A 22,258-nucleotide genomic window follows, 5' to 3' on the forward strand; every position below is an offset into this window, starting at 1 on the left:
GCGGCACTAGTGGTTCCAAATCGGAAGGGAAAGCACTTCCTTCGGCGCAGCGCCGGGTTTAGCCTTCCGAAAGCGGAGGGAATATATGGCGACCAGACCAAGCGATGCGGTGATCCGCTTTCATACGCTGAACTATGGCCTGCTCTATCCGGCGCTGCTCGGCACCTTCATATTCACCTTGCTGGACACGGAATTCATATGCTCCGCGCCGCCATGGCCGGCCCTTCTCGCCGCCTATTTCGCGCTTCAGCATATGGAAGGCGCGACCGACCGGACTCGTTACGGCTGGCTCCGTGGGATTTGCGACTGGATCGAGATGGGCCTGATGCTCGCGCTCTTTAGCGCCTTCGGCCATTTTGGAACCGCGCCCGCCGTCCGGCTCAACGACTGGTCTTGCACCAACCTGCTGGCGGCCGCGACCTTTGTGCTGCCCGTGGCCGGGCGGATCGCACGCAACGACGATGATGACGGGCACGGCGGCTTCTATCTTTGGCTGAGCGGTCTGTCGGGGATTGCCGCTTTTGCGGTATTGCTGTCGCTAGGCTGGATTTCCTTCGGCGTCACGCTCGCGGCGTTGCTGGTCTACGCGCTCGGCTTCCAATTCTTCAACGCATGGCTGGCGCGACATTTGCCCTCGACGCGGCGTCCGCCGCTTTCCGAAAGCTGAAGATTCCGCTCGGGCGGGTAGCGGACCGCGCCAACCATGGTTATGGACTGGGCCATGAGCGAACAGACATTGCGCATCAGCTTCATCGGGACCGGCGTCATGGGCGGACCGATGGCGGGCCACCTGGTCAAGGCGGGCCATCAACTGACCGTCTACAACCGGACCCGCGCCAAGGCGGATGCCTGGGTCGCGCAGCACGGCGGTACGGCGGCGGCGACCCCGGCCGACGCGGCGCGCGACGCCGATGTCGTCCTGACCTGCGTCGGCAACGACGACGACCTGGCACAGGTGACGCTCGGCCGCGACGGCGCGTTCAAGGCGATGCGGCGGGGCGCGCTGTTCGTCGACCACACCACCGTTTCGGCCCGGATCGCGCGCCAGTTGTCGGTCGAGGCCGACGGGCTGGGGCTGCTCTGCCTCGACGCCCCGGTGTCGGGCGGCGAAGCCGGGGCGCAGAACGGCACGCTGTCGATCATGTGCGGCGGCAGCAAGGCGGCGTTCGACGCCGCCGCCCCGGTGATGCAGGCCTATGCCGCGCGCATGGTGCATATCGGCGGCCCCGGCGCGGGACAGACGACCAAGATGGTCAACCAGATCGCCATCGCCGGGGTGGTCCAGGGCCTGTCCGAAGCCTTGCGTTTCGCGCAGGCGTCGCGGCTCGACACCGACAAGGTGTTCGAGGCGGTGTCGGGCGGCGCCGCGGCCAGCTGGCAGATGCTCAACCGCTGGGGCACGATGGCGAAGGACGAGTTCGATTTCGGCTTTGCGGTCGACTGGATGCGCAAGGACCTCGGCCTCGCGATCGACGAGGCGCGCGTCAACGGCGCAACGCTGCCGGTCGCTAGCCTCGTCGATCAGTTCTACGCCGATGTCCAAAAGGGCGGCGGCGGACGAAAGGACACGAGCGCGCTCGTGACGCGGTTGCCGAAATGAGGAGCATCGCAATCCTGCTTTCGCAAACAGAAAAGAACAGGTGTGTCCCCGCGAAGGCGGGGACCCATCTCTGGTCGGTTCAAAATAGCGCCGTCAGGAGATGGGCTCCCGCCTTCGCGGGAGCACGCAGCTTTTTCAGCTTCAGCAAAGCCGACTATCTCGCAAGTCTCGCAGGCCCTCCCGCTTGCGGGAGGGGAGCGATTGCCGCCGCGCTCGCCCTCCTCCTCACCACCCCCGCGCACGCCGACACGCTGGTCGACAATGTCAACGGCATCACGCTCGACAAGGACGGCAAGCTCGTTCGCTTCACCGGGCTGGTCATCGACACGCAGGGCAAGGTCAAGCAGTTGCTCGATCGCAAGGACAAGCGCCCCGAACGCCCCGATTTCAAACAGGACGGCCAGGGCAAGACCCTGATCCCCGGCCTGATCGACGCGCACGGCCATGTCATGGGGCTGGGCTTCCAGCTGATGCTGCTCGACCTGTCGAACACGGGCAGCCTTGCCGAGGCGCAGGCGGCGATCCGCAAATATGCCGCCGACAATCCCGAAATGCCGTGGATCATCGGGTCGGGCTGGAATCAGGAAAAATGGGGTCTCGGCCGTTTCCCGACCGCCGCCGACCTGGACGCTGCGGTCCCGAACCGCCCCGTCTGGCTGGAACGCGTCGACGGCCATGCCGGCTGGGCGAACAGCGCGGCGATGACCGCCGCGAAAATCACGCCCGCGAGCAAGTCGCCCGAGGGCGGCCGCATCGAGATGGAAGGCGGCAAGCCGAGCGGGGTTTTCGTCGACGCGGCGATGAGCCTGATCGACAGCGCCAAGCCCAAACCGCTCGCGCGCGACCTCGACCGCGCGCTGTATCTGGCGCAGCAGAAACTGCTCGAACAGGGGATCACCGCGATCGCCGACATGGGCACGACCATCCAGGACTGGCAGGCGTTTCGCCGCGCGGGCGACAAGAAACAGCTCGCCGTGCGTATCCTCAGCTATGGCGGCGACATCGACAATATGGCGATCATCGCCGGGTCCGAACCGACGCCGTGGCTTTACGACGACCGGCTGCGCATGGTCGGGGTCAAGCTCTATCTCGACGGCGCATTGGGTTCGCGCGGCGCCTGGCTGAAATCGCCCTATAGCGATGCGCCGGGGCAAAAGGGCCTGCCTCTGCTTACCCCCGCCCAGCTTCGCAACAAGATGGTGCGCGCGTCGATGGACAAGTTCCAGGTCGCGATCCACGCGATCGGCGACGCCGCCAATGCCGAGGCGCTCGACGCGATCACCGACCTGACCGCCGACCTGCCGGGCGAGCGTCGCTGGCGCATCGAACATGCGCAAATCATCGACCCCGTCGACATTCCGCGCTTCGCGAGCCTGAAGGTCATCGCCTCGATGCAGCCCGTCCACCAGACGAGCGACCGGCTGATGGCCGAAGCGCGGCTTGGCCCCGACCGGCTGAAAGGCGCCTATGCGTGGCGCAGCCTGGAAGCGGCGGGCGCCCGGCTGGCCTTCGGGTCCGACGTCCCGGTCGAAAGCGCCAATCCCTTCCCCGGCATCGCCGCCGCGATCTCGCGCACCGATGCCAGGGGCGAACCCTTCGGCGGCTGGCGCCCAGAAGAAGCGGTCAGCCGCGAAACCGCGCTCGACGGCTTCACACGCACGGCCGCTTTCGCCGGTTTCGCAGAAGATCGCATCGGCACGCTGATGCCCGGAATGCGCGCCGACTTCCTGATCGTCGACGCCGACCCGATGCTCGCCAGCCCCGACGAGATCCGCCGCATGACCCCGCTCGAAACCTGGATCGGCGGCTATCGCTATTACAAGAAAAAGGAGGGGGCGACCGTTGGCCGCTGACACGCCGACCCGGCGCGCGCTGCTGACCGGCATGGCGGCGCTGCCGGTTGCCGCGACCGCAGCTGCCGCCGAACGCAAGGAGCGCCGATCAAAGAAGCGCAAGCCCGCAAAGCCAAAGGTCCAGCATGTCGATGTCGCGATCATCGGTGCGGGTGTGTTTGGTGCCTGGACCGCGTGGCACCTGCTGCGCGCGGGCCAGTCGGTCCGCCTGTTCGACGCCTATGGCGCGGGCCATGCGCGCGCCTCGTCGGGCGGCGAGAGCCGCGTCATCCGCATGGGGTACGGCGCCGACACCATCTATTCGGAGATGGCACGCGAATCGCTGCCTTATTGGAAGGCGTTATCCGACACCGCCAGCGCGCCGATCTTTCACAACACCGGCGTCCTGTGGTTCGCGCCGCCAGGCGACGCCTATACCGCGCAGTCGCTTGCCTGGCTTCAGGCAAACCGCGTCGGCCACGAACATGGCGACGTCCGCTGGCTCCAGGACAAATATCGCCAGATCCAATTCTATCAGGGCGAAACGGGCATCCTCGAAACCGAAGCCGGGGCGCTGATCGCCGGGCGCGGGGTGCAGGAAGTCATCGCCGACGCGCAGATCGAGGTCGAACGCGTCGTGATGCCCGCACCGCTATTTTCCAAACGCATCAGGCGCCACACGCTCCCCGATGGCGGCACCGCCGACCATCTCGTCTATGCCGCCGGCCCCTGGATCGCCGAACTTTTCCCGCAGCAACTGGGGGGCAAGATCGTCGCGACGCGGCAGGAAGTCTATCATTTCGGCGCGCCGCAAGGTGACAGCCGCTTTGCACCGCCCGAACTCCCGGTCTGGGCCGACAACAGCAATGGCGGCATCTTTTACGGCATCCCCGATCTGGAAGGAGCGGGGTTCAAGATCGCGATCGACCGCCACGGGCCGCGCATCGACCCCGACACCATGGAACGCACATTGACCGCCGAGGGTATCGCGGAGGCGCGCGCCTATCTCGCGCGGCGTTTCCCCGGCCTGGCATCGGCACCGCTGATCGGCGGGCGCGTCTGCCAATATGAAAATAGCTCGAACGGCGACTATCTGATCGACCGTTTTCCGGGACAGGAACGCGTGTGGCTCGTCGGCGGCGGGTCGGGCCACGGATTCAAGAACGGCCCCGCGGTCGGCAAACGCGTCGCGGCACACATCCTCGACGCCAAGCTCGCCGTCGAACCGCGCTTCAGCTTCGCTACCAAGGGAACGACGGCGGCGCGGACGGTTTTCTGAGGAGCCTGGGCCCCTGCGAAGGCAGGGGCCCATCTCCCGAACTGGAATGTTACGCGGCGGCGGGTGATGGACCCCTGCCTTCGCAGGGGTACAACGGGGGATAAGGTGCGCCTGACCGACTGCCACAATATCGACGATTTCCGCGCGCTCGCGAAGCGCCGCCTGCCGTGGCCGGTGTTCGATTATATCGACGGCGCCGCGGATGACGAGGTGACGCGCCGCCGCAACCGGGCCGCCTTCGACGACTGCGACCTCATCCCGCGCGTGCTCGCCGGGGTCGAAAGCGTCGATATGCGGACAACGCTCTTCGGTCGCGAGATGGCGATGCCGCTCTTCCTCTCGCCCACCGCGCTCCAGCGGCTCTTCCACTGGCAGGGCGAGCGCGCCGTCCTCCGCGCCGCCGCGAACGCCGGCACCGTCGCTGGCATCTCGAGCCTCGCAACGATCAGCCTCGCCGAAGCTGGCGCGCTCACCGACGGTCCCAAGCTGTTCCAGCTCTATGTCCATCACGACGAGGGCCTGAACAAGGCGATGCTCGACGCCGCGCGCGACGCGAAGTTCGACGCGGTCGCGCTGACCGTCGATACGATCGTCGGCGGCAACCGCGAACGCTGCCTGCGCTCGGGCTTCACGTCGCCGCCGCGTTTCACCGCCTCGAATATGCTGAGCTATGCCGCCAAGCCCGGCTGGGGCCTCAACTATATGCTCCGCGAAAAATTCAGCCTGCCGAACCTTGCGACGCATGTGTCCGAAGGCTCGAGCGTCCCCAAATCGGTCGCCGAATATTTCACCTCGATGCTCGACCAGAGCCTCGACTGGAAACGCGCCGAGGCGATCCGCAAGAAATGGGATGGCCCTTTCTGCCTGAAAGGCATCGTCGCGGTCGAGGATGCCAGGCGCGCCGCCGATATCGGCGCGACCGCGATCATGGTGTCGAACCATGGCGGGCGCCAGCTTGACGGCAGTATCGCCCCCTTCGACGCGCTCGCGGAGATTGTCGATGCGGTCGGTGACAAGGTCGAGGTGATCTGCGACGGCGGCATCACGCGCGGCACCCATGTTCTGAAAGCGCTGTCGGTCGGCGCGAAGGCCTGCTCGGGAGGGCGGCTTTATCTCTACGCGCTCGCCGCGGCGGGCGAAGATGGCGTCGCGCGCGCGATCGCCCTGCTCCGCGCCGAAATGGAGCGCGGCATGAAATTGATGGGCGCCCGGTCCCTCGCGGATCTCGGCCCCCATAATCTGCGCTGGCGCTGACTGTCCGCATGACCGTCGCGCGCCGTTCGTCGTCCGGACGATGAAGGTGGGAGGCGGCTTCCCCCGAAGCCGCCTCCGGGCGCAGGCTTTTTAAAAAGCCGCGCCGAGCGAAAACACCACGGCGCCGTCGGCCCCGACGCCTTCCTTGTAACCCAGCGTCTTGGGTGCATCGGTGTTGACATAGGCAACGCCCAGCGTGAGCACTTTCCAGGTGAAGTCGACGCCGACCGAATAGTCGATCACTTCGCCGTCGAGCCCGCCAAGGAAGCTGTCGCTTTTGGCATAGCCGAAATGGCCCTTCAGCTTCACCGGCGTGTCGGGAATCTGCACGCCGACATCGCTATACAGATAGATCGCGCTCGCATCGCCGAGCGAATCCTGGCCGCCGGGCGCCCACGCGATGCCGCCCTTGACCGTCGCCGGGCCGATCGCGCCGGTCAGCGAGGCATAGGGTTCGATGACCGAGGTGTCGGCAACGCCCGGATAAAGATAGAGCGTCGCGCCGACATCGGCGGTCAGCCCCGGCGACACTTCGGTTGCGAAACCGGCAAAAACGTCGATTTCGGTGCCGTTGTTGAAACCGATGCTCGACCCCCAGGTGCCGACATACAGGCCGCTGTCATGTCCGACGGTAAAGCCGCCCTGAATCGCGGCTTCTTCGTCCGACTGGCTGAAGCCGCGGAATCGATAGTCGCTGACGACGGTTGCGCTGCCGGTGATCGTGATGCCGTCGCCCGATTCCTCGTCCTGGGCATGGGCGGTGGCGGGGAGTGCTGAAACGGCAATGAGCATGCCAAGGCATGCGCGGGAGAGATTTTTCATGGACTGATCCCTGTATCAAGATTGATGGATCGTCCCTGCCTGCCGCACGACAGCCAGCCTCTTTTCGGGCCGATCCGGTCTTGCGTGACACTTTTGTTATCGAAATTGCTGCGCTGCACAAATGAAAAGTCGGCATCCGCCGATTTTCGCGCATCTTGATCGCCCGATGCGACTTTTGTGCAACAGGCGCGGCGACGGAAACCGCACGAAAAAGGGGGCGGCCTCCCCCGAAGCCGCCCCCTTAGCGCGTGGTCGCTGACCCGCTAGGCGATCAGAAAGAAACGCCCAGCGTAAAGACCACGGTTGGATCGAACAAGGTATCGACGGCCTTGATGCCCGACTTCTTGATGTCGGTATCGACATATTGGACCGTGAAAGTCGCCGGACCTGCGGCAAAGGATGCGCCGAGCGACCAGTCGAGATAATTGCCGCCGGGCGCCAGCGCGCCAAGCGACCCGTCGGTATAGCCGAGCCCCGCGGTCAGCGTGACCGGCGTATCGGCAATGCCATAACCCAGACCCAGGTTCAGGTAGATATTGTCGTCGCTGCCCAGCGAGTTCTGGTCGGGGGCATAAGCCACCATGCCCGTTGCCGAGACCGGGCCGATGTCGTGCGACAGCTTGCCGATGATTTCGACATAATCGCTGGGGCCGGCAAAGTCCTGGTTGCCCGGATACATATAATAGGTCGCACCGATGTCGACCGAAGTGCCGGGGGCGATCTCGGTCGCGAAACCGGCATAGAGGTCGAGTTCATATTTGCCGTAGAGCGGGCTGTCGGGAAGCGTCGAACCCCAGACGCCGGCATAGAAGCCGCTTTCATGGCTGGCGGTCAGCGTCGACTGCAACGCGACCTTTTCGTTCGACAGCGAGATGCCGCGGAAACGATAGTCCGATGTGACCGAAATGCCGCCCGAAAGCGAGATCGGGCCGCTGGCTTCTTCGTCCTGCGCAAAGGCGGGCGTCGACATGGCGGACGCGGCGAGCAGCATGCCGTAACATGCCTTGGTAAGAAACTTCATGGGTGATCCCCCCTAACAAAAAATCGGATCGTCCCGGCCTGCGTGCGCGTTCACACCTCTTTGTGCGGGCATGTGACGACGAACAGGCTCGAAATTGCCCAATTTGGTGCGACGCACAAACAAAAATTGCGCAATCGACCGAATCTGCGTCAGGGTGTGTCTTTCGCGCAACAGCCGATCGGCGGCATCGCGGGGCTTTGCCAAGCCGCCCACGGACGGCTAAAGAGCGGCATAACCCCCTCTTTGTCGAGCATCATCCATGAGCGATCACAATCCCGGCCTGCGCCCCTGGCGCGACATCGCGCGGCGCACATCGCGCCAGATCATGGTCGGCGCCGTCCCCGTCGGCGGCGGCGCGCCGATCAGCGTCCAGACGATGACCAACACGCTGACCAGCGACGCCGTAGCGACGATCGACCAGATCCGCCGCTGCGAAGAAGCCGGCGCCGACCTGATCCGCGTGTCGTGCCCCGACACCGAATCGACCGCCGCACTCGGCAAGATCGTCCGCGCCGCGCGCATTCCGATCATCGCCGACATCCATTTCCACTATAAGCGCGCGCTCGAAGCCGCCGACGCCGGTGCCGCATGCCTGCGCATCAACCCCGGCAATATCGGCAGCAGCGAACGCGTCGGCGAAGTCGTCCGCGCCGCCAAGGCCAACGGCTGTGCGATCCGCATCGGCGTCAACGCCGGGTCGCTCGAAAAGGATCTGCTCGAAAAATATGGCGAACCCTGCCCCGAGGCGCTCGTCGAAAGCGCGCTCGACCATATCAAGCTGCTCCAGGACCATGATTTCCACGAATATAAAGTCGCGGTAAAGGCGAGCGACGTCTTCCTCGCCGTCGCCGCCTATGCGCAGCTTGCCGACGCGGTCGACTGCCCCCTCCACCTCGGCATCACCGAGGCCGGCGGGCTGATCGGCGGCACCGTCAAATCGGCGCTCGGCATCGGCAACCTCCTTTGGGCGGGCATCGGCGACACGATCCGCGTCAGCCTGTCGGCGGAACCCGAAGAGGAAGTGCGCGTCGGCTACGAAATCCTGAAATCTTTGGGCCTGCGCACCCGCGGCGTCCGCGTCGTCTCCTGCCCCAGCTGCGCGCGGCAGGGCTTCGACGTGATCCGCACCGTCCAGGCGCTCGAAGAGGCGCTCGGCCACATCAAGACGCCGATGTCGCTCTCGGTATTGGGCTGCGTCGTCAACGGCCCCGGCGAAGCGCGCGAGACCGACATCGGCATCACCGGCGGCGGCAACGGCAAGCATATGGTGTTTCTGTCGGGGGTCACCGATCACCATGTCGAGGACGCCGACATGATCCAGCACATCGTCAAGCTGGTCGAAGCAAAGGCCGCCGAGATCGACGCAGGCAGCGCGGTGAGCATGGACACCTTGCACGGCAAGGCGGCGTAAACACGGATATCCTTTGCGAGCTCGGACGTCGGCTTTGGGGTGGGGAGCGGACGTCCGTTCCGCCCTCTCGTCACCCCGGACTTGATCCGGGGTCCATGACTTCGGCACCGCTGTGGATCCCGGATCAAGTCCGGGATGACGATCAATGCTATGTCGCCTTCCGGTCGAAAGTTGACAGCGCACGCCCCACCCCACAGAGCGCGCGCATGACCCTAAATATCCGCCCCGCCACTCCCGACGACCTGCCGCTTATCGCCCAGTTCATCCGCGACCTCGCCGACTATGAAAAGCTCGCGCACGAAGTCCGTTTCGACGAAACAAAGCTTGGCGAGAATCTCTTCGGCCCACGCCCCTATGCCGAAGTCGTGATCGGCGAACTGGACGGCACGGCGCAGGGCTTCGCGCTCTTCTTCCACAATTTCTCGACCTTCGAGGGGCGTCCCGGCATCTATCTCGAAGACCTGTTCGTGCGCCCCGAAGCCCGCGGATCGGGGCTCGGCAAGGCGTTGCTCGCACATCTTGCCGAGCTTTGCGTCGAACGCGACTGCGCGCGCCTCGAATGGTCGGTGCTCGACTGGAACACCCCGTCGATCGGCTTTTACCAGAGCCTTGGCGCGAAGCTGATGGACGAATGGACTGTGATGCGCGTCGACGGCGATGCGCTGACGCGGCTGGCCCACAGCTGATCTCCATTCCCGTTCGCATCGAGCGACGGCGAGATGCCCGCGGATCATATACCCTTTCGAGATGTCTCGATTTCGCTCGACACGAACGGAAGTGGGGCGTCGCTTATTTCCGCGGCCGCCGCCGCTCCATCGGCCAGCTTGGCATATGCGCATCGGACAGCGTCTTGGCGTCTGCCGGTGCGACGCCAAGGTCGGTGAGCACCCGCAGCAGCGCGTCGGCCGGCGGCACCGCGATGTCGGGCAGCACGCCCTCGCCCTCCCAATCCTTGCCGGTCACGGGATCATAAGTGCGTCCCACCGGGATGAAGGCCGCATAACCGCCGCCCAGATCCTCGCCGGTCCCGAAATGATTGGCACCCGCCGTCGCGCTGCCGACCAGCGTGCCGCGCCGCGTATGCTTCATCGCGAGCGCGAAATGCTCGGCGGCCGACGCGCTGGCGCCCGACGTCAGCACATAGACTTTCACATCGTGCAGCCGCGTATCGGCATTCGGCGTTGCCCAATGTTCGCGCGTCACCATGCCCGCGTCGCCCTTCGCAGGGCGCATCGATGCCAGCCCGGCAATCGGCGATCCGCCGCGCGCATCGACCGACGCGCGCGTCGCCATCGTCACCAGCCGCGTCGGCTCGGCGAACAACCACGGGAAAATCACATCCATCTGGTCGAGCCCGCCGCCATTATGCGTGCGAATGTCGAAAATGATCGCTTTCGCATCGGCATGGTCGGTCATGAATTTCGCGGCCTGTGCGGTCACCGTCGCATCCATCGGAAAGACGTTGAAGCGGACGAAGGCGATTCCCGGCGCGATCCAGCCCGCCTGCTCGACGGGCACCTTCGGCGAGCGGCGCACCGGCGCCGCAGCGCCCGGCGTCGTCGCCGCTGGCGTGCGCGCCGCTTCGGGCACGCGGATGCGCAAATGCCCATCGGGTGCGACGGCGTTCACATCGGCGTCGATCGCCTCCCCCAGCGCCGGGCCGGACAGCGACTTATAGCGTCCCGCCGCGATGCCCGCGCGGATCGCAGCGGCATAACGCTTGCCCGTGTCGGGATAGACATAGTCGCGTTCGAGCAACGCCGCATATGTTTCGGCAACCCCATCGGCGCTCGCCTCGTCCGCCGCATAGGCGGGCGGCGGCGCCAGTATCGGCACGACCGCCATCCCGGCGGCGAGCAACAGCGCGGGCAAAATACGCGAAGAAACAATCATCCTCATCTCCCATCCAGCCCCGGCCGGAAAGGCGTGTATCATATCAATAACACAGATCAACTACATTTGTAGTCGGTTGCCTTATTTCTTCCGCGCGAACCAGACGAGCACGACCCCGACGATCGCAAGGATCACCCCGTTGCGCGTCCACGTCGTGTCGCCGAGCATGAAGCTGCTGGCCGGCCAGCGCACGATATCGAGCCCCTGCAACACCCACAGTCCGCCGACGAGGATCGCGGCAATGCCGACGATCGCCAAAATGCCCTTCAATGCTGCCATGTCGCCCTCCCTATTATCGCTGCAATCCGATCAGCGGCCGCAGCCAGCCGATGTTGCGCCCGATGATGTAGAATAGCCAGCATCCGATCGTCGTCGTCACCAGGAGGACGAGGAACGATGGCAGCGCCGCAGCGCCCGCTTGCAACAGATACCAGCCAACGACGACGATGATCGTCTGATGAATGATGTAAAAGGGGAACACCGCTTCGGCGAGCATCGCGCGCTTTGGATGGTCGCGGTTCCAGAAACGGTCGGCGATTCCCACGAACGCAACGATCGCCATCCACCCGTTGACCAGCCGCATCAAATGATAGGGCGGGAATACCGCGTCGGGCGCGACCGTGCCGCCCGCCCAGGTCCATTCGATCCAGGCAACCGGCACAAAGGCGAGCAGCGCCAGGACCAGCGCCACCTTCCAATATCGCGCCGCCGTCTCGAACAGCACCGGCCGCACGCGAAGCAGCCAGCCGACGAAGAAGGGCACCAGATAATGAAGATGCGACGGTCCATCGTCGAACAGCGCGTGCGTTTCGTCATGCGTCGGAAACAGGACATAGATCAGCGCCCACAACGCCAGCGGCGCGACCAACATTCGCCACCCGCGCAAAGCCCCCGCCGCGATGCTGGTGATTTTCGCACGCGCCGGCTCCGGGATCAGCGCGAGCAGCAAGGCCGCGAGCATCGTATAGACCCACAGATAGACGACGAACCAAAGATGCTGCCACGTGGGCAGGATGATGCCCTCCAGCGACCCGAAGCGGAAATAGTCGTGGGCCCAGAAATGCAGGAAGCCATCGGCGTAGCCGTGCTGCCCCACCAGTTCGATCCACGGCTGCGGCGGGATGATGACGATGATGCCAAAGACGAGCGGGACCAGCAGCCGCACGCTGCGCGACCGCGCGAACGCCGCGCTGCCGCCGAGTTTCGCAAACAACGCCGCGCTTGCATATCCCGACACAAGGAACAGCAGCGCCAAGCGCCAGCCGTTCGTCGCGAGCATCGGAATGGTGACCCAATCGAGCGGCTCGGCGATTTTGACGTGCCAGCCCCACGGCACGAAATACATGCCGATATGATAGAGGATCAGCAGGCCGAACGCCGCGATGCGCAGCCAGTCCATGCCGTAGTGGCGTCCGCCGGTCATATTCCCTTCCCGATCAATCCCCTCCCGCAAGCGGGAGGGGCAACGAGGCTTGCCAGCTTGCTGGCTAGCCGCAGTGGGGTGGGCGGGCAACGCCGCGCCATATGCCCACCCCGCTGCGACTAGCGCCTGCTACGCAGGCCCAAGTCTCGCTGCCCCTCCCGTAAACGGGAAGGGAAGTGGCTATTTCACCACCCGCCAAGCCAACTCGGCAAATTCGCACAACAAAGGCCGCGTGTCGCGCGGATCGATAATATCCTCGACCCCATATTTCTCCGCGGTGCGGAACGGCGAGCGCACGCGATTGAGCCGCTCGCGGATCGCCTCCAGATGCGCCGCCGGGTCTTCCGCCGCCTCCAGCTCGCTCTTGTACGCGACCTCGACCCCGCCCTCGATCGGCAGGCTGCCCCAGTCGCCCGACGGCCACGCAAAGCGGTACTGGAACCGCTCGGCGTTCGACATAGCGCTGCCCGCGATCCCATAGGCGCGCCGCACCACAACCGACGCCAGCGGCACCGTCGCGCGGTAAATCGCGTTCATCGCCTGCACCCCGTAACGGATCGTCCCCGTGCGCTCGGCCTCGCCGCCGATCATGAAACCCGGATTGTCGACCAGGTGGACGATCGGCAGGCGGAACTGGTCGGCCAGCTTCACGAACCGTTCGGCCTTCTCGCTCGTCTTCGCGTCCCACGATCCGCCCAGATAGGACGGATCGCTCGCGAGCACCGCGACCGGATAGCCGTCCAATCGCGCAAAGGCGGTGATCACCGCGCGCCCCCACCGCGCCCCCATCTCGAAGACACTGCCTTGATCGAACACCGCCGAACAGATGCGCCGCATCGAATAGACCTGCTTCGCCTCGCGCGGCACGACCGACAGCAAGCTCTCTTCGCGCCGGTCGACCGGATCATTGCATTCGGTCCGCAGCGCCCGATCGTGGATCGACGAGGGCAGGTAAGACAGGAACCGCCGCGCCGCCGCGAAAGCCTCGGCCTCGCTCGCCACCTCGTCATCGACGACGCCATTGCGCGTATGGACGTCAACCCCGCCCAATTCCTCACGGTCCAGCGTATCGCCGATCGCCGCCGCGACCGCCGGTCCCGCCGCGAACAGCTGCGACAGCCCGCGCACCATGATGCTGTAATGGCTCGCGACGACCCGCGCCGCGCCCAGCCCCGCGGTTGGCCCCAGCGCCAGCGCCACCACCGGCACCGTATCGAGATTGGCGATGATCTCATGCCACCCCGGCACATGCGGGATATAGGTATAGCCCATATCCTCCAGCGTTTTCACCGACCCGCCGCCGCCGGTGCCGTCGATCATGCGGATCAGCGGCAGGCGATATTCATGCGCCATCGCCTCGCACTGAACAAATTTCCGGTGCAGCGCCGCATCGGCCGCGCCGCCGCGCACGGTGAAATCGTCGGCACTGGCGACCACCGGCCGCCCGCCCACATTGGCGCGCCCGAAGATGAAATTCGACGCCGCCAGATCCTCCAGCTCGCCATCGGGTCCGTAAGTCCCCCGCCCCGCGATCTTCCCGATCTCGCGAAAACTGCCCGGATCGACGATCGCCGCGAGCCGCGCCCGCGCGTCCATCTTGCCGCGGCTGTGCTGGCGCGCGACCTTTTCCTCGCCGCCCATCTTCTCGGCCATCGCGCGGCGCTGACCCAGTTCGTCGATCTCTTTTTCCCAGCTCATGGCGCAAAGGCTATCTTACGTTGACGGAAACGTCATGCAAAACCTATCGTCGGCCCATGACGCGTCCTATCGCCCTCGCCTTCACCGTCGCGCTGCTCGCCGCCGCGCCCGCCGCGGCCAGCGAGCCGCGCACGCTCCCCGGCGTCGAGGATGCTTATAAAAGCGAAGCGTTCGATCCGGACCCGATGGCCTCCATCGACGCGGCGCTCGCCAAAGCCGGTCAAACCGGCAAGCGGGTGCTCCTGGTGATGGGCACCGGCGGGTGCCATGACAGCGCCTGGCTCGCCAACCTCATCGCCACCGACCGCTTCGCCCCCGTCCGCGCGCGTTACGAAATCGTCTACGCCGACATCGGCATGCCGCATGTCCGCGGCCTCGGCCGGAATCCCGAGGTTGCGAAACGCTTCCGCTTTCGGATCAAGGGGACGCCGACCGTCGCGATCGTCGATGCGGAGGGCACCGTCCTCAACCGCAAGGCCGCGCCCAAATGGCGCAACGCCGCCAGCCGCAGCGACGACGACATCTATAATGAACTGATGAACTAGGGAGAGAGACATGGCCGAGATGAACCTTGCGGGGCGCGTCGCGCTCGTCACCGGCGCGTCGCGCGGCATCGGCCGCGGCATTGCGCTGGGGCTGGCGGAGGCGGGCGCCGACATCGCGGTCAACTATACGCGCGGCGAAGAGGCCGCGGCCGAAACAGTCGCCGCGATCGAAGCCCTCGGCCGCAAGGCCAAGGCCTACCAAGCCTCCGTGACCGACGAAGCCGCGTGCACCGCGATGGTCGCCGCAATCGAGGCCGACTTCGGCGCCATGTCGATCCTGATCAACAACGCCGGCATCGCCAGCCGCGGGCTGTCGGTGGCCGACACCAGCCCCGAAGAGGTCGACAAGCTGTTCGCCGTCCACGCCGCCGGGCCGCACCGCCTGTCGCGCCTCGCGCTGCCGCAGCTGCGCACCCACGCCCGCAGCGACATCATCGTCATCTCCAGCATCGCGACCTATGTGAACTCGCCGAACGGCGCCCCCTACACGATGGCGAAGGCGGCGGGCGAAGCCCTCGCGCTCACCCTCGCGAAGGAGGAGCTGCGCAATGGCGTCCGCGTCAACATCGTCGCCCCCGCGCTCACCGTCAGCGACATGGGCGAGAAACTGTCGCGCGCGATCACCGGCGAGGCCGACATCCATCACCTCGACGAAAAAATGCCCTTTGGCCGCGTCGCCGTCCCCGCCGACGTCGCCGCGGCGGTGGTGTGGTTCGTCTCGGGCGCGAACAGCTATTGCTCGGGCCAGAAACTCAATATCGATGGCGCGGGACAGGCGACCTTTCGCTAAGGCGCCTCCATGCGCCCCGATTCGCCCTCGCCCGTCATCCCCTTCCTGATCGCCTGCGCGGGGATCGCGACCTTTTCGGCGATGGACGTGCTGATGAAGGGGCTGTCGATCGACATCGGCGCCTATAACGCTGTCCTCTGGCGCACCGGCACCGGCACGCTGCTCGCGGGCGCGCTCTATTTCGCCAGCCGCCCCAAATGGCCCGACCGGCCAACGATGCGGATCCACGCATGGCGCTCGCTGTTCGTCGCGGGCATGGCGCTGAGCTTCTTCTGGGCGCTCGCGCGGCTGCCGATGGCGGAGGCGATCGCGCTCGCCTTCGTCGCGCCGCTGATGGCGCTCTATATGGCCGCGATCTTCCTCGGCGAAAAGATCGGCCCGCGCTCGATCGCCGCGTCCATGCTGGGCCTGTGCGGCGTACTCGTCATCGTCGCGGGGAAGCTTGGCGGCAGCGACTATTCGGACGAGGCGCTGCTTGCAGTCGGCGCAGTGTTCCTCTCGGCGTTGCTATATGCCTACAACCTCATCCTCGCGCGGCGGCAGGCGAAAATGGCCGAGCCGATGGAGATCGCCTTTTTCCAGAATTTCTTCGTCGCCGCGACCCTCGCGCTGGGCGCGCCCTGGTTCCTCGCCGTTCCCGGTGCGGAACAAGCCCCGAATATCGTCGGCGCGGCAATCCTTGCGACCAGTTCGCTGCTGCTGCTGAGCTGGGCCTATGCCCGCGCCGAAACGCAGATCCTCGCGACCACCGAATATACCGGCTTCCTCTGGGCGATGCTGTTCGGCTGGTTCTTTTTCGACGAAGCCGTCACCTGGCCGACGCTGGCGGGCGCGGTGCTGATCGTCGCCGCCTGCCTGATCGTCGCGCGCAAGGCGCCGCACGGCGATCCCGTGGAGCCGGCGGCGGCGTAAACAATAATCTCATACAAATTCACACCGCCGCGCGCGCGAGCCGATCGTTGATCGCCGCGCCCAAGCCCTCGACCGGAATCGCCGCCACCGCGATTTTCGTTTTCGCACTCGCCGCGCCCGCATGCAGCGCATCGAACAGACGCGCCGCCGCCTCTGTCAGATCGCCCGCGGCGCTCAGGTCATAGTCCCCCGCGACCGCCCCAAATCCGATCCCGAACTCGTCTGCGGCAAAATCGACCGCCCCCAGCCGCACCGGCTTGCCAGGCGCATAATGGCTCGCGAGCATCCCCGGCGCGACGATGTCCGATCCCTTCCCCCCCGATACCGGCAAGCCGCTCGCTTCGCCCAACATATCCGACGTCACAGGCCCCGGCCGCAGTATTTCGACCGCGCCGTCCTTGACCCGCACAATCGTCGATTCGACCCCCGCCTTCGTCGGCCCGTCGTCGATCACCAGTGCGATCCGCCCGTCGAGGCTAGCGAGCACATGGCTTGCCCTTGTCGGGCTCACCCGCCCGCTTGCATTGGCACTCGGCGCCGCGAGCGGCGCGCCGGTCTCGGCCAGCAGCGCCCGCATCGCCCGGTGCGCCGGCACTCGTATCGCAATCGTGTCGAGCCCCGCCGTCGCGATGCTCGCAACCGGGCAGTCGGGGCTGCGCGGCACGACCAAGGTCAGCGGCCCCGGCCAGAAACGGTCCGCCAACCTCCGCTCGATCGCGCCGAACACGCCCAGCGTCTCGGCCGCAGCAAGGTCCGGCACATGCACGATCAGCGGATTGAAATCGGGTCGCCCCTTCGCGGCATAGATGCGCGCCACCGCCTCCGCATTGCGCGCATCGGCGGCGAGGCCATAGACCGTCTCGGTCGGCACCGCGACGAGTTGCCCCTCCCCGATCAGCATCTTCGCGTCCGTGATAGTCTGGCTATCGAACCGAAGTGTAATTGTGGACTTTGAGGGATCGGCCATGCCGCGCTATAGCGCCCGCGCAACGAGATTCATCAAGAAAGTCGGCTTCCGCCATGACCTACACGCCGCCCACCACCGAACAGCTTTTCGTCCTCAACCATATCGCGCGCATCGACGCGATGGCGGCGCACGACAAATTCGCCGCCGCGACCCCCGACATGGTCGAGGCGATTGTCACCGGCATCGGCGAGTTCGCCGCCGACGTCTACGCCCCGCTCAACCGCGTCGGCGACACAGTCAATCCCAGGTGGCAGGACGGCCAGGTCACCATGCCGCCGGGCTTCAAGGACGCATATAAACAGTTCGTCGAGGCGGGTTGGGGCAGCATCGACGGCCCCGGCGAATATGGCGGGCAGGACCTGCCCTTCACCCTCGCGACGGTGGTGATCGAGGCGCTGGGCAGCGCGAATATGGGCTTTTCGCTGTGCAGCATCCTGACCCCCGGCGCGATCCACGCGCTGATGGCCTATGGCACCGAGGACCAGCGCCGGACCTGGCTTCCCAAGCTGGTCACCGGCGAATGGAACGGCACGATGAACCTGACCGAGCCCGCCGCGGGCAGCGACGTCGGCGCGCTGCGCTCGACGGCGGAGAAGGTTACAGACGGCCCCAACGCCGGGCTCTACCGGATCAAGGGCCAGAAAATCTTCATCACCTTCGGCGAGCATGACCTCACCGACAATATCGTCCACCTCGTCCTTGCGCGCACCCCCGGCGCGCCCGAGGGGACGCGCGGCATTTCGCTGTTCGTCGTTCCCAAATACCGCCTCGACGACACGGGCCGTCCGACGATCAGCAACGGCGTCCATTGCGCCTCGATCGAACATAAGCTCGGCATCCACGGCTCACCGACCGCCGTCATGGTCTATGGGGAGGACGAGGATTGTCTCGGCGAAATCGTCGGCGACGAAATGGGCGGGATGCGCGCGATGTTCGTGATGATGAACAATGCGCGGCTGATGATCGGATGCCAGGGCATCCAGGTCGGCGAGCGCGCAACGCAGCAGGCGCAGCGTTTCGCCGCCGAGCGTGTCCAGTCGGCGCTCGCGGGTTCACCCGATCGCACCCCGGTGACGATCGACCAGCACCCCGACGTTCGCCGCATGTTGTGGCGGATGCGCGCGCAGACCGAAGCCGCCCGCGCGCTGACCTATTATGCCGCGGCGCAGATCGACTTCGGCAAATTGGGTGACGAAGCCGCCGCGATGCGCGCCGACGTCCTCATCCCGCTGGTCAAGGCGCACGCGACCGACATCGGCTGCGAGGTCGCGAGCCTCGGGGTGCAGGTGCACGGCGGGATGGGTTTCATCGAGGAAACCGGCGCCGCGCAGCATTATCGAGATGCGCGCATCGCGCCGATCTATGAAGGCACCAATGGTATCCAGGCCGCCGACCTCGTCGGGCGCAAGCTCGGCATGGCGGGCGGCGATCTCGTCCGCTCGCTGATCGACGATATCGCGCACGGCGCCGCCGACTTCCCCCAGTTGCAGCAGCTCGTCGATGCGTGCCGCGCGGTCACCGACTGGATGGTCGCCGCGAACACCGGCGACCGGCTTGCGGGAAGCTATCCCTATCTCACCATGCTCGCCACCGCGACCTGCGGCTGGCTGATGGCGATCCAGCACAAGGCGGCGCGCGCCGCGCTCGATGAAGGCCATGGCGACCGCGCCTTCCTCGACGCGAAGATCGTCTCGACGCGCTTCTATCTCGAACAGATCGTCCCCGCGGCGACCGGCCTCGCCGCCTCCGCGCTCGCCGGCGATGCAGCGCTCGAACCGCTTCCGGCCATCGCCTGAAACACTTGGAATCCTGCGCCCCGCGCCCGATCGCGCGGCGCAGGATTTCATTCATAATTAACGCGATGATAACCATCTGGGACTAGACGCGACCGGCAATTGCTGGAGACGTGCGTGCCCATTCCGGTCAAGAACCTGATGATCAGCTGGCGAACGATCGCACTGTCGCTGTTGCTCAGCATCGCGGCAGGGCTGTCGGCCCTCGCCGAACCGATCGACCGGATCGCCGAAAGCGCGGTGGGGTGGAACGCCTGGCGGCCCGTTTCGGGCGACACCGTCATCCTCGCGCTCGACGACAAGACGATGGACGCCGTCGAAAATCGCGATTTCGACGTTACACACCACGCAAAGCTGATCGGCGCAGTCGATGCCAGCCCGGCCAAGCGGCTGTTCGTCGATTTTTCTTACGAACGCCGCCTCAAGGACCGCGAGTTTCCCCAGCTGGCGAAGGCCGTTCGGCGCATGGACAAACGGATCGTCCTCGCCGTGCCGAGCAGCAACACCGACGGGACAAAGGCAGTCGTCGACTATTGGCCCGACGCCGCGTTCGGCACCCGTGCGCCGCGGGCGTGCATCTGCTGGGAATATGATTTCTGGCAGGTGTGGCGCGTGCCGCTCGCGGTCACGGCCGACGGCCAGTTGCTCCCGACCTTCTCGGCGCTGCTTGCCGACCGCCAACCCGACAAGCCGGGGGTCTTTGCGCTCGACCTGTCCTACGACACCCGGACGATCACGCAATATAGCGCCATCGACCTGATGTCGGGCAAGCTCGATCCGGAACTGCTGCGCGGCAAGGACGTCATTTTCGCACCGACCGCCTCGGCGTCGCCCGACCAGCATTATCTGCCCGGCCACGACAAAGTCTATGGCGCCTATATCCATTTGATCGCGGGCGAAGCGCTGAAGCGCGGGAATCCGATCGACATCGGCTGGATTCCGCCGCTGGTCGCCGCATCGATCATCCTGTTCGCCGCCCTCGCACTCGGCGCCGCGCGCTGGTATTCGCGCATCGCGCTCGGCACCGTCCTGCTGCTGATCGCGGCAAAAGTCCTTCTCGGCCTGTCGCTGATTTCGGTGCAGATCGGCGCTGCCTGTTTTCTCGCCGTCGTGCTCAGCACCAATGTGTCGCGCACCCGCCGCCGCCGCTCGGCACAGCGCGAGAACCCGGTCTCCGGCCTGCCCAATTTCGAGGCGCTGCGGTCGCTGCCGCCCTTCGGCAGCGCAACCGTCGTCGCCGCCAAGGTCGTCAATTTCGAGGATCTTGCCGCCTTCATCCCCGGCGACGGTATCGGCAAGCTGGTCGAACAGGTCACGCGCCGACTCCAGCTGGCATCGCAGGGCACGACGCTCCACCACGATCTCGACGGCACCTTTGCCTGGCTCGTCCCTTATTATCAGCACAGCCAGATCGAGGGGCAGCTGGCGGGTCTCGCTGCGCTGTTCAACGCGCCGCTGACGATCGGCGAGTTGCGCGTCGACGTGGCGATCGCCTTCGGCGTGAACGACGAGTTCGAGGGATCGAACGCCCAGCGCCTCGCCGCCGCGCTCGTCGCCGCCGAGCGTGCGATCCGCACGCGCTCGCTGTGGACCAAATATACGTCGCGCCAGAAAGAGGACGCTGGCTGGCAATTGAGCTTCCATTCGCAGCTCGAGGATGCGCTGACCGGCGGCGACATCTGGGTCGCGTTCCAGCCGCAATATGAAATCGCGACAAAGACGCTCGTCGGGGTCGAAGCGCTTGCGCGCTGGACCCATCCGACGCGCGGCCCGATCCCGCCCGACGAATTTATCGTCCAGGCCGAAAAGAGCCAGGACATCTATCGCCTCACCCTGTTCGTGATGGACCAGGCGATCCGGTCGGCGGCGCAATTGCGCGAACGCGGCGTCCACATCAACATGTCGGTTAATCTTTCGGCGACGCTGCTCGATCACAGCGACCTGGTCGGCACGATCCGGGTGATGCTGACCGCGCATCACCTGCCGCCCGAAATCCTGACGATCGAGATCACCGAAACGGCGCAGATCGAAAACAGCCGTCAGGCGCGCCAGACGCTGGCGCAGCTGCGCCGGACGGGTATTCGCCTGTCGATCGACGATTATGGCACCGGCCAGTCAAACCTCGAATATCTGACCGAAATCGAAGCCGACGAAATCAAGATCGACAAGCGATTCGTGATGACCATGCGCGATTCGCAACGGAACCTCGAAGTGGTGAAATCGACGATCGATCTGGCGCATCGCCTGGGCGCCGTCGCGGTCGCCGAGGGCATTGAGGATGCCGAAACCATGACCCTGCTCGCGGGTCTCGGCTGCGATGTCGGACAGGGTTATCATCTTGGAAAGCCGCAATTGTTTTCCGAACTTTTGGCGACCCTTACCGGCCTTCCGCGCAACCGCTCCGCATAACTGCCAAACTGGCGGCATTGGATATAGTTAAGACTCGATTTACCTTATCAATTAAGGTATATACTCCGTTAACTGTTCCTCGTGGGCAGTACGAACAGGAGATAAGTCATGGGTTGGTTTTGGCGATTCCTGGGCGGCGGCGGCTCCGGCAACGGTGGCGGTCAAGCCTAAGCAGGAAACAAGTTTCGGGAGGGGCTCCGGCATTGCCGGGGCCCTTTCTTTTTGTCCGCGGCCCACGCGCCCGGCGCGAACCGCGCCCTATTTTCCGCCGCTCCCGATCTCGCCGTCCGACGCGGCGCGCACCGCAGCTGCGCGCCGATCCGATCGCCGAAATTTTGGTCTTTTGACAGGCCTTCGGGCGCGCGCGGCGGAAACCCGCGGAATGCCTTGCCCGCCGGGTTCCGAACGTCCATCACCCGCGACGAGACGAATCAAATTATCGACGAGTTGAGTCGTCAATCTGTCATTTACTCTCTTGCATCGTGCCGCCGACGTGGCACTATAGGTGGTGGGTCAACCACGGGGGCACCCCAATAAATTGTATCAGGCTGCAAGTGGCGGATTTCCGTCGTCCATCGCATATGGACACGGGAAAACCCTTCCTGCGCG

General features: G+C 65.5%; 19 protein-coding genes. 12 read left to right on the forward strand and 7 right to left on the reverse strand.

Annotation, left to right across the window (positions count from 1 at the left end; genetic code table 11):
* Positions 1-85 precede the first annotated feature (85 nt).
* From A3E77_RS15665 to A3E77_RS15685, 5 genes are all read left to right on the forward strand, one after another.
* Positions 86-667, forward strand: a complete 582-nt coding sequence (locus tag A3E77_RS15665; protein ID WP_293647615.1) for a hypothetical protein — start codon at positions 86-88, stop codon at positions 665-667.
* 54 nt (positions 668-721) lie between these two features.
* Positions 722-1,600: an NAD(P)-dependent oxidoreductase gene (locus A3E77_RS15670; protein WP_293647617.1), complete on the forward strand. Its 879-nt coding sequence runs from the start codon at positions 722-724 to the stop codon at positions 1,598-1,600.
* Complete coding sequence (locus tag A3E77_RS15675; RefSeq protein ID WP_293647619.1) at positions 1,597-3,453, forward strand: amidohydrolase; 1,857 nt, start codon at positions 1,597-1,599, stop codon at positions 3,451-3,453. The genes A3E77_RS15670 and A3E77_RS15675 overlap by 4 nt, the downstream gene beginning before the upstream one ends.
* Complete coding sequence (locus tag A3E77_RS15680; protein WP_293647621.1) at positions 3,443-4,711, forward strand: FAD-dependent oxidoreductase; 1,269 nt, start codon at positions 3,443-3,445, stop codon at positions 4,709-4,711. Before A3E77_RS15675 ends, A3E77_RS15680 begins: the two co-directional genes overlap by 11 nt.
* 105 nt (positions 4,712-4,816) lie before the next feature.
* A complete protein-coding gene (locus A3E77_RS15685) occupies positions 4,817-5,965 on the forward strand; it encodes an alpha-hydroxy acid oxidase (protein WP_293647623.1) in 1,149 nt (382 codons plus the stop codon).
* 90 nt (positions 5,966-6,055) lie between these two features.
* Here the strand turns inward: A3E77_RS15685 and A3E77_RS15690 are convergent, their stop codons facing one another.
* Both A3E77_RS15690 and A3E77_RS15695 read right to left on the reverse strand, forming a co-directional pair.
* Positions 6,056-6,787 carry a TorF family putative porin gene (locus A3E77_RS15690; RefSeq protein ID WP_293647625.1) on the reverse strand — a complete coding sequence of 244 codons (732 nt, stop codon included), beginning with the start codon at positions 6,785-6,787 and terminating at the stop codon, positions 6,056-6,058.
* A gap of 271 nt (positions 6,788-7,058) precedes the next feature.
* Positions 7,059-7,808, reverse strand: a complete 750-nt coding sequence (locus A3E77_RS15695; protein WP_293647627.1) for a TorF family putative porin — start codon at positions 7,806-7,808, stop codon at positions 7,059-7,061.
* Positions 7,809-8,067: 259 nt separating this feature from the next.
* Here A3E77_RS15695 and ispG point away from each other — a divergent pair, with 259 nt between their 5' ends.
* Positions 8,068-9,219, forward strand: coding sequence for a flavodoxin-dependent (E)-4-hydroxy-3-methylbut-2-enyl-diphosphate synthase (ispG, locus tag A3E77_RS15700; RefSeq protein ID WP_293647629.1), 1,152 nt, complete (start codon positions 8,068-8,070; stop codon positions 9,217-9,219).
* Between the two features lie 206 nt (positions 9,220-9,425).
* Positions 9,426-9,905, forward strand: a complete 480-nt coding sequence (locus A3E77_RS15705) for a GNAT family N-acetyltransferase (RefSeq protein WP_293647631.1) — start codon at positions 9,426-9,428, stop codon at positions 9,903-9,905.
* Positions 9,906-10,008: 103 nt separating this feature from the next.
* Here the strand turns inward: A3E77_RS15705 and A3E77_RS15710 are convergent, their stop codons facing one another.
* The 4 genes from A3E77_RS15710 to A3E77_RS15725 all read right to left on the reverse strand — a co-directional run bounded on the left by A3E77_RS15710 (position 10,009) and on the right by A3E77_RS15725 (position 14,233).
* Complete coding sequence (locus tag A3E77_RS15710) at positions 10,009-11,112, reverse strand: S41 family peptidase (RefSeq protein WP_293647633.1); 1,104 nt, start codon at positions 11,110-11,112, stop codon at positions 10,009-10,011.
* Positions 11,113-11,193: 81 nt separating this feature from the next.
* Entirely contained in the window at positions 11,194-11,391 is a 198-nt protein-coding gene (locus A3E77_RS15715; RefSeq protein WP_293647635.1) for a hypothetical protein, read from the reverse strand.
* A 13-nt stretch (positions 11,392-11,404) separates the two neighbouring features.
* Entirely contained in the window at positions 11,405-12,535 is a 1,131-nt protein-coding gene (locus A3E77_RS15720) for an acyltransferase family protein (RefSeq protein WP_293647637.1), read from the reverse strand.
* Positions 12,536-12,715: 180 nt separating this feature from the next.
* On the reverse strand, positions 12,716-14,233 hold the full coding sequence (locus A3E77_RS15725) for an acyl-CoA carboxylase subunit beta (protein ID WP_293647639.1): 1,518 nt from the start codon (positions 14,231-14,233) through the stop codon (positions 12,716-12,718).
* Between the two features lie 56 nt (positions 14,234-14,289).
* Between A3E77_RS15725 and A3E77_RS15730 the strand changes: the two genes are divergently transcribed.
* From A3E77_RS15730 to A3E77_RS15740, 3 genes are read left to right on the forward strand one after another with little or no spacing between them, the layout of a single operon-like run.
* Entirely contained in the window at positions 14,290-14,778 is a 489-nt protein-coding gene (locus A3E77_RS15730) for a thioredoxin family protein (protein WP_293647641.1), read from the forward strand.
* A gap of 10 nt (positions 14,779-14,788) precedes the next feature.
* Positions 14,789-15,568, forward strand: a complete 780-nt coding sequence (locus A3E77_RS15735; protein WP_293647643.1) for an SDR family NAD(P)-dependent oxidoreductase — start codon at positions 14,789-14,791, stop codon at positions 15,566-15,568.
* 9 nt (positions 15,569-15,577) lie between these two features.
* Complete coding sequence (locus A3E77_RS15740; RefSeq protein WP_293647645.1) at positions 15,578-16,480, forward strand: DMT family transporter; 903 nt, start codon at positions 15,578-15,580, stop codon at positions 16,478-16,480.
* Positions 16,481-16,499: 19 nt separating this feature from the next.
* On the opposite strand, the gene A3E77_RS15745 is transcribed toward A3E77_RS15740, so the two are convergent.
* Positions 16,500-17,447 carry an L-threonylcarbamoyladenylate synthase gene (locus A3E77_RS15745; RefSeq protein ID WP_293647647.1) on the reverse strand — a complete coding sequence of 316 codons (948 nt, stop codon included), beginning with the start codon at positions 17,445-17,447 and terminating at the stop codon, positions 16,500-16,502.
* Positions 17,448-17,500: 53 nt separating this feature from the next.
* Here A3E77_RS15745 and A3E77_RS15750 point away from each other — a divergent pair, with 53 nt between their 5' ends.
* Both A3E77_RS15750 and A3E77_RS15755 read left to right on the forward strand, forming a co-directional pair.
* Positions 17,501-19,243, forward strand: a complete 1,743-nt coding sequence (locus A3E77_RS15750) for an acyl-CoA dehydrogenase (protein WP_293647649.1) — start codon at positions 17,501-17,503, stop codon at positions 19,241-19,243.
* A 114-nt stretch (positions 19,244-19,357) separates the two neighbouring features.
* On the forward strand, positions 19,358-21,649 hold the full coding sequence (locus A3E77_RS15755; protein ID WP_293647651.1) for an EAL domain-containing protein: 2,292 nt from the start codon (positions 19,358-19,360) through the stop codon (positions 21,647-21,649).
* Positions 21,650-22,258: the final 609 nt, after the last annotated feature.

This window comes from Sphingopyxis sp. RIFCSPHIGHO2_12_FULL_65_19, from assembly GCF_001830555.1.
Classification (GTDB): Bacteria; Pseudomonadota; Alphaproteobacteria; order Sphingomonadales; family Sphingomonadaceae; genus Sphingopyxis.

Excerpts from the sequence above, each read along its gene's own strand:
- A3E77_RS15665 (WP_293647615.1), top strand. The coding sequence starts at position 86 with ATGGCGACCAGACCAAGCGATGCGGTGATCCGCTTTCATACGCTGAAC.
- A3E77_RS15670 (WP_293647617.1), top strand. The coding sequence starts at position 722 with ATGAGCGAACAGACATTGCGCATCAGCTTCATCGGGACCGGCGTCATG.
- A3E77_RS15675 (WP_293647619.1), top strand. The coding sequence starts at position 1,597 with ATGAGGAGCATCGCAATCCTGCTTTCGCAAACAGAAAAGAACAGGTGT.
- A3E77_RS15690 (WP_293647625.1), bottom strand. The coding sequence starts at position 6,787 with ATGAAAAATCTCTCCCGCGCATGCCTTGGCATGCTCATTGCCGTTTCA.
- A3E77_RS15695 (WP_293647627.1), bottom strand. The coding sequence starts at position 7,808 with ATGAAGTTTCTTACCAAGGCATGTTACGGCATGCTGCTCGCCGCGTCC.
- ispG (WP_293647629.1), top strand. The coding sequence starts at position 8,068 with ATGAGCGATCACAATCCCGGCCTGCGCCCCTGGCGCGACATCGCGCGG.
- A3E77_RS15705 (WP_293647631.1), top strand. The coding sequence starts at position 9,426 with ATGACCCTAAATATCCGCCCCGCCACTCCCGACGACCTGCCGCTTATC.
- A3E77_RS15710 (WP_293647633.1), bottom strand. The coding sequence starts at position 11,112 with ATGATTGTTTCTTCGCGTATTTTGCCCGCGCTGTTGCTCGCCGCCGGG.
- A3E77_RS15715 (WP_293647635.1), bottom strand. The coding sequence starts at position 11,391 with ATGGCAGCATTGAAGGGCATTTTGGCGATCGTCGGCATTGCCGCGATC.
- A3E77_RS15720 (WP_293647637.1), bottom strand. The coding sequence starts at position 12,535 with ATGACCGGCGGACGCCACTACGGCATGGACTGGCTGCGCATCGCGGCG.
- A3E77_RS15725 (WP_293647639.1), bottom strand. The coding sequence starts at position 14,233 with ATGAGCTGGGAAAAAGAGATCGACGAACTGGGTCAGCGCCGCGCGATG.
- A3E77_RS15730 (WP_293647641.1), top strand. The coding sequence starts at position 14,290 with ATGACGCGTCCTATCGCCCTCGCCTTCACCGTCGCGCTGCTCGCCGCC.
- A3E77_RS15735 (WP_293647643.1), top strand. The coding sequence starts at position 14,789 with ATGGCCGAGATGAACCTTGCGGGGCGCGTCGCGCTCGTCACCGGCGCG.
- A3E77_RS15740 (WP_293647645.1), top strand. The coding sequence starts at position 15,578 with ATGCGCCCCGATTCGCCCTCGCCCGTCATCCCCTTCCTGATCGCCTGC.
- A3E77_RS15745 (WP_293647647.1), bottom strand. The coding sequence starts at position 17,447 with ATGGCCGATCCCTCAAAGTCCACAATTACACTTCGGTTCGATAGCCAG.
- A3E77_RS15750 (WP_293647649.1), top strand. The coding sequence starts at position 17,501 with ATGACCTACACGCCGCCCACCACCGAACAGCTTTTCGTCCTCAACCAT.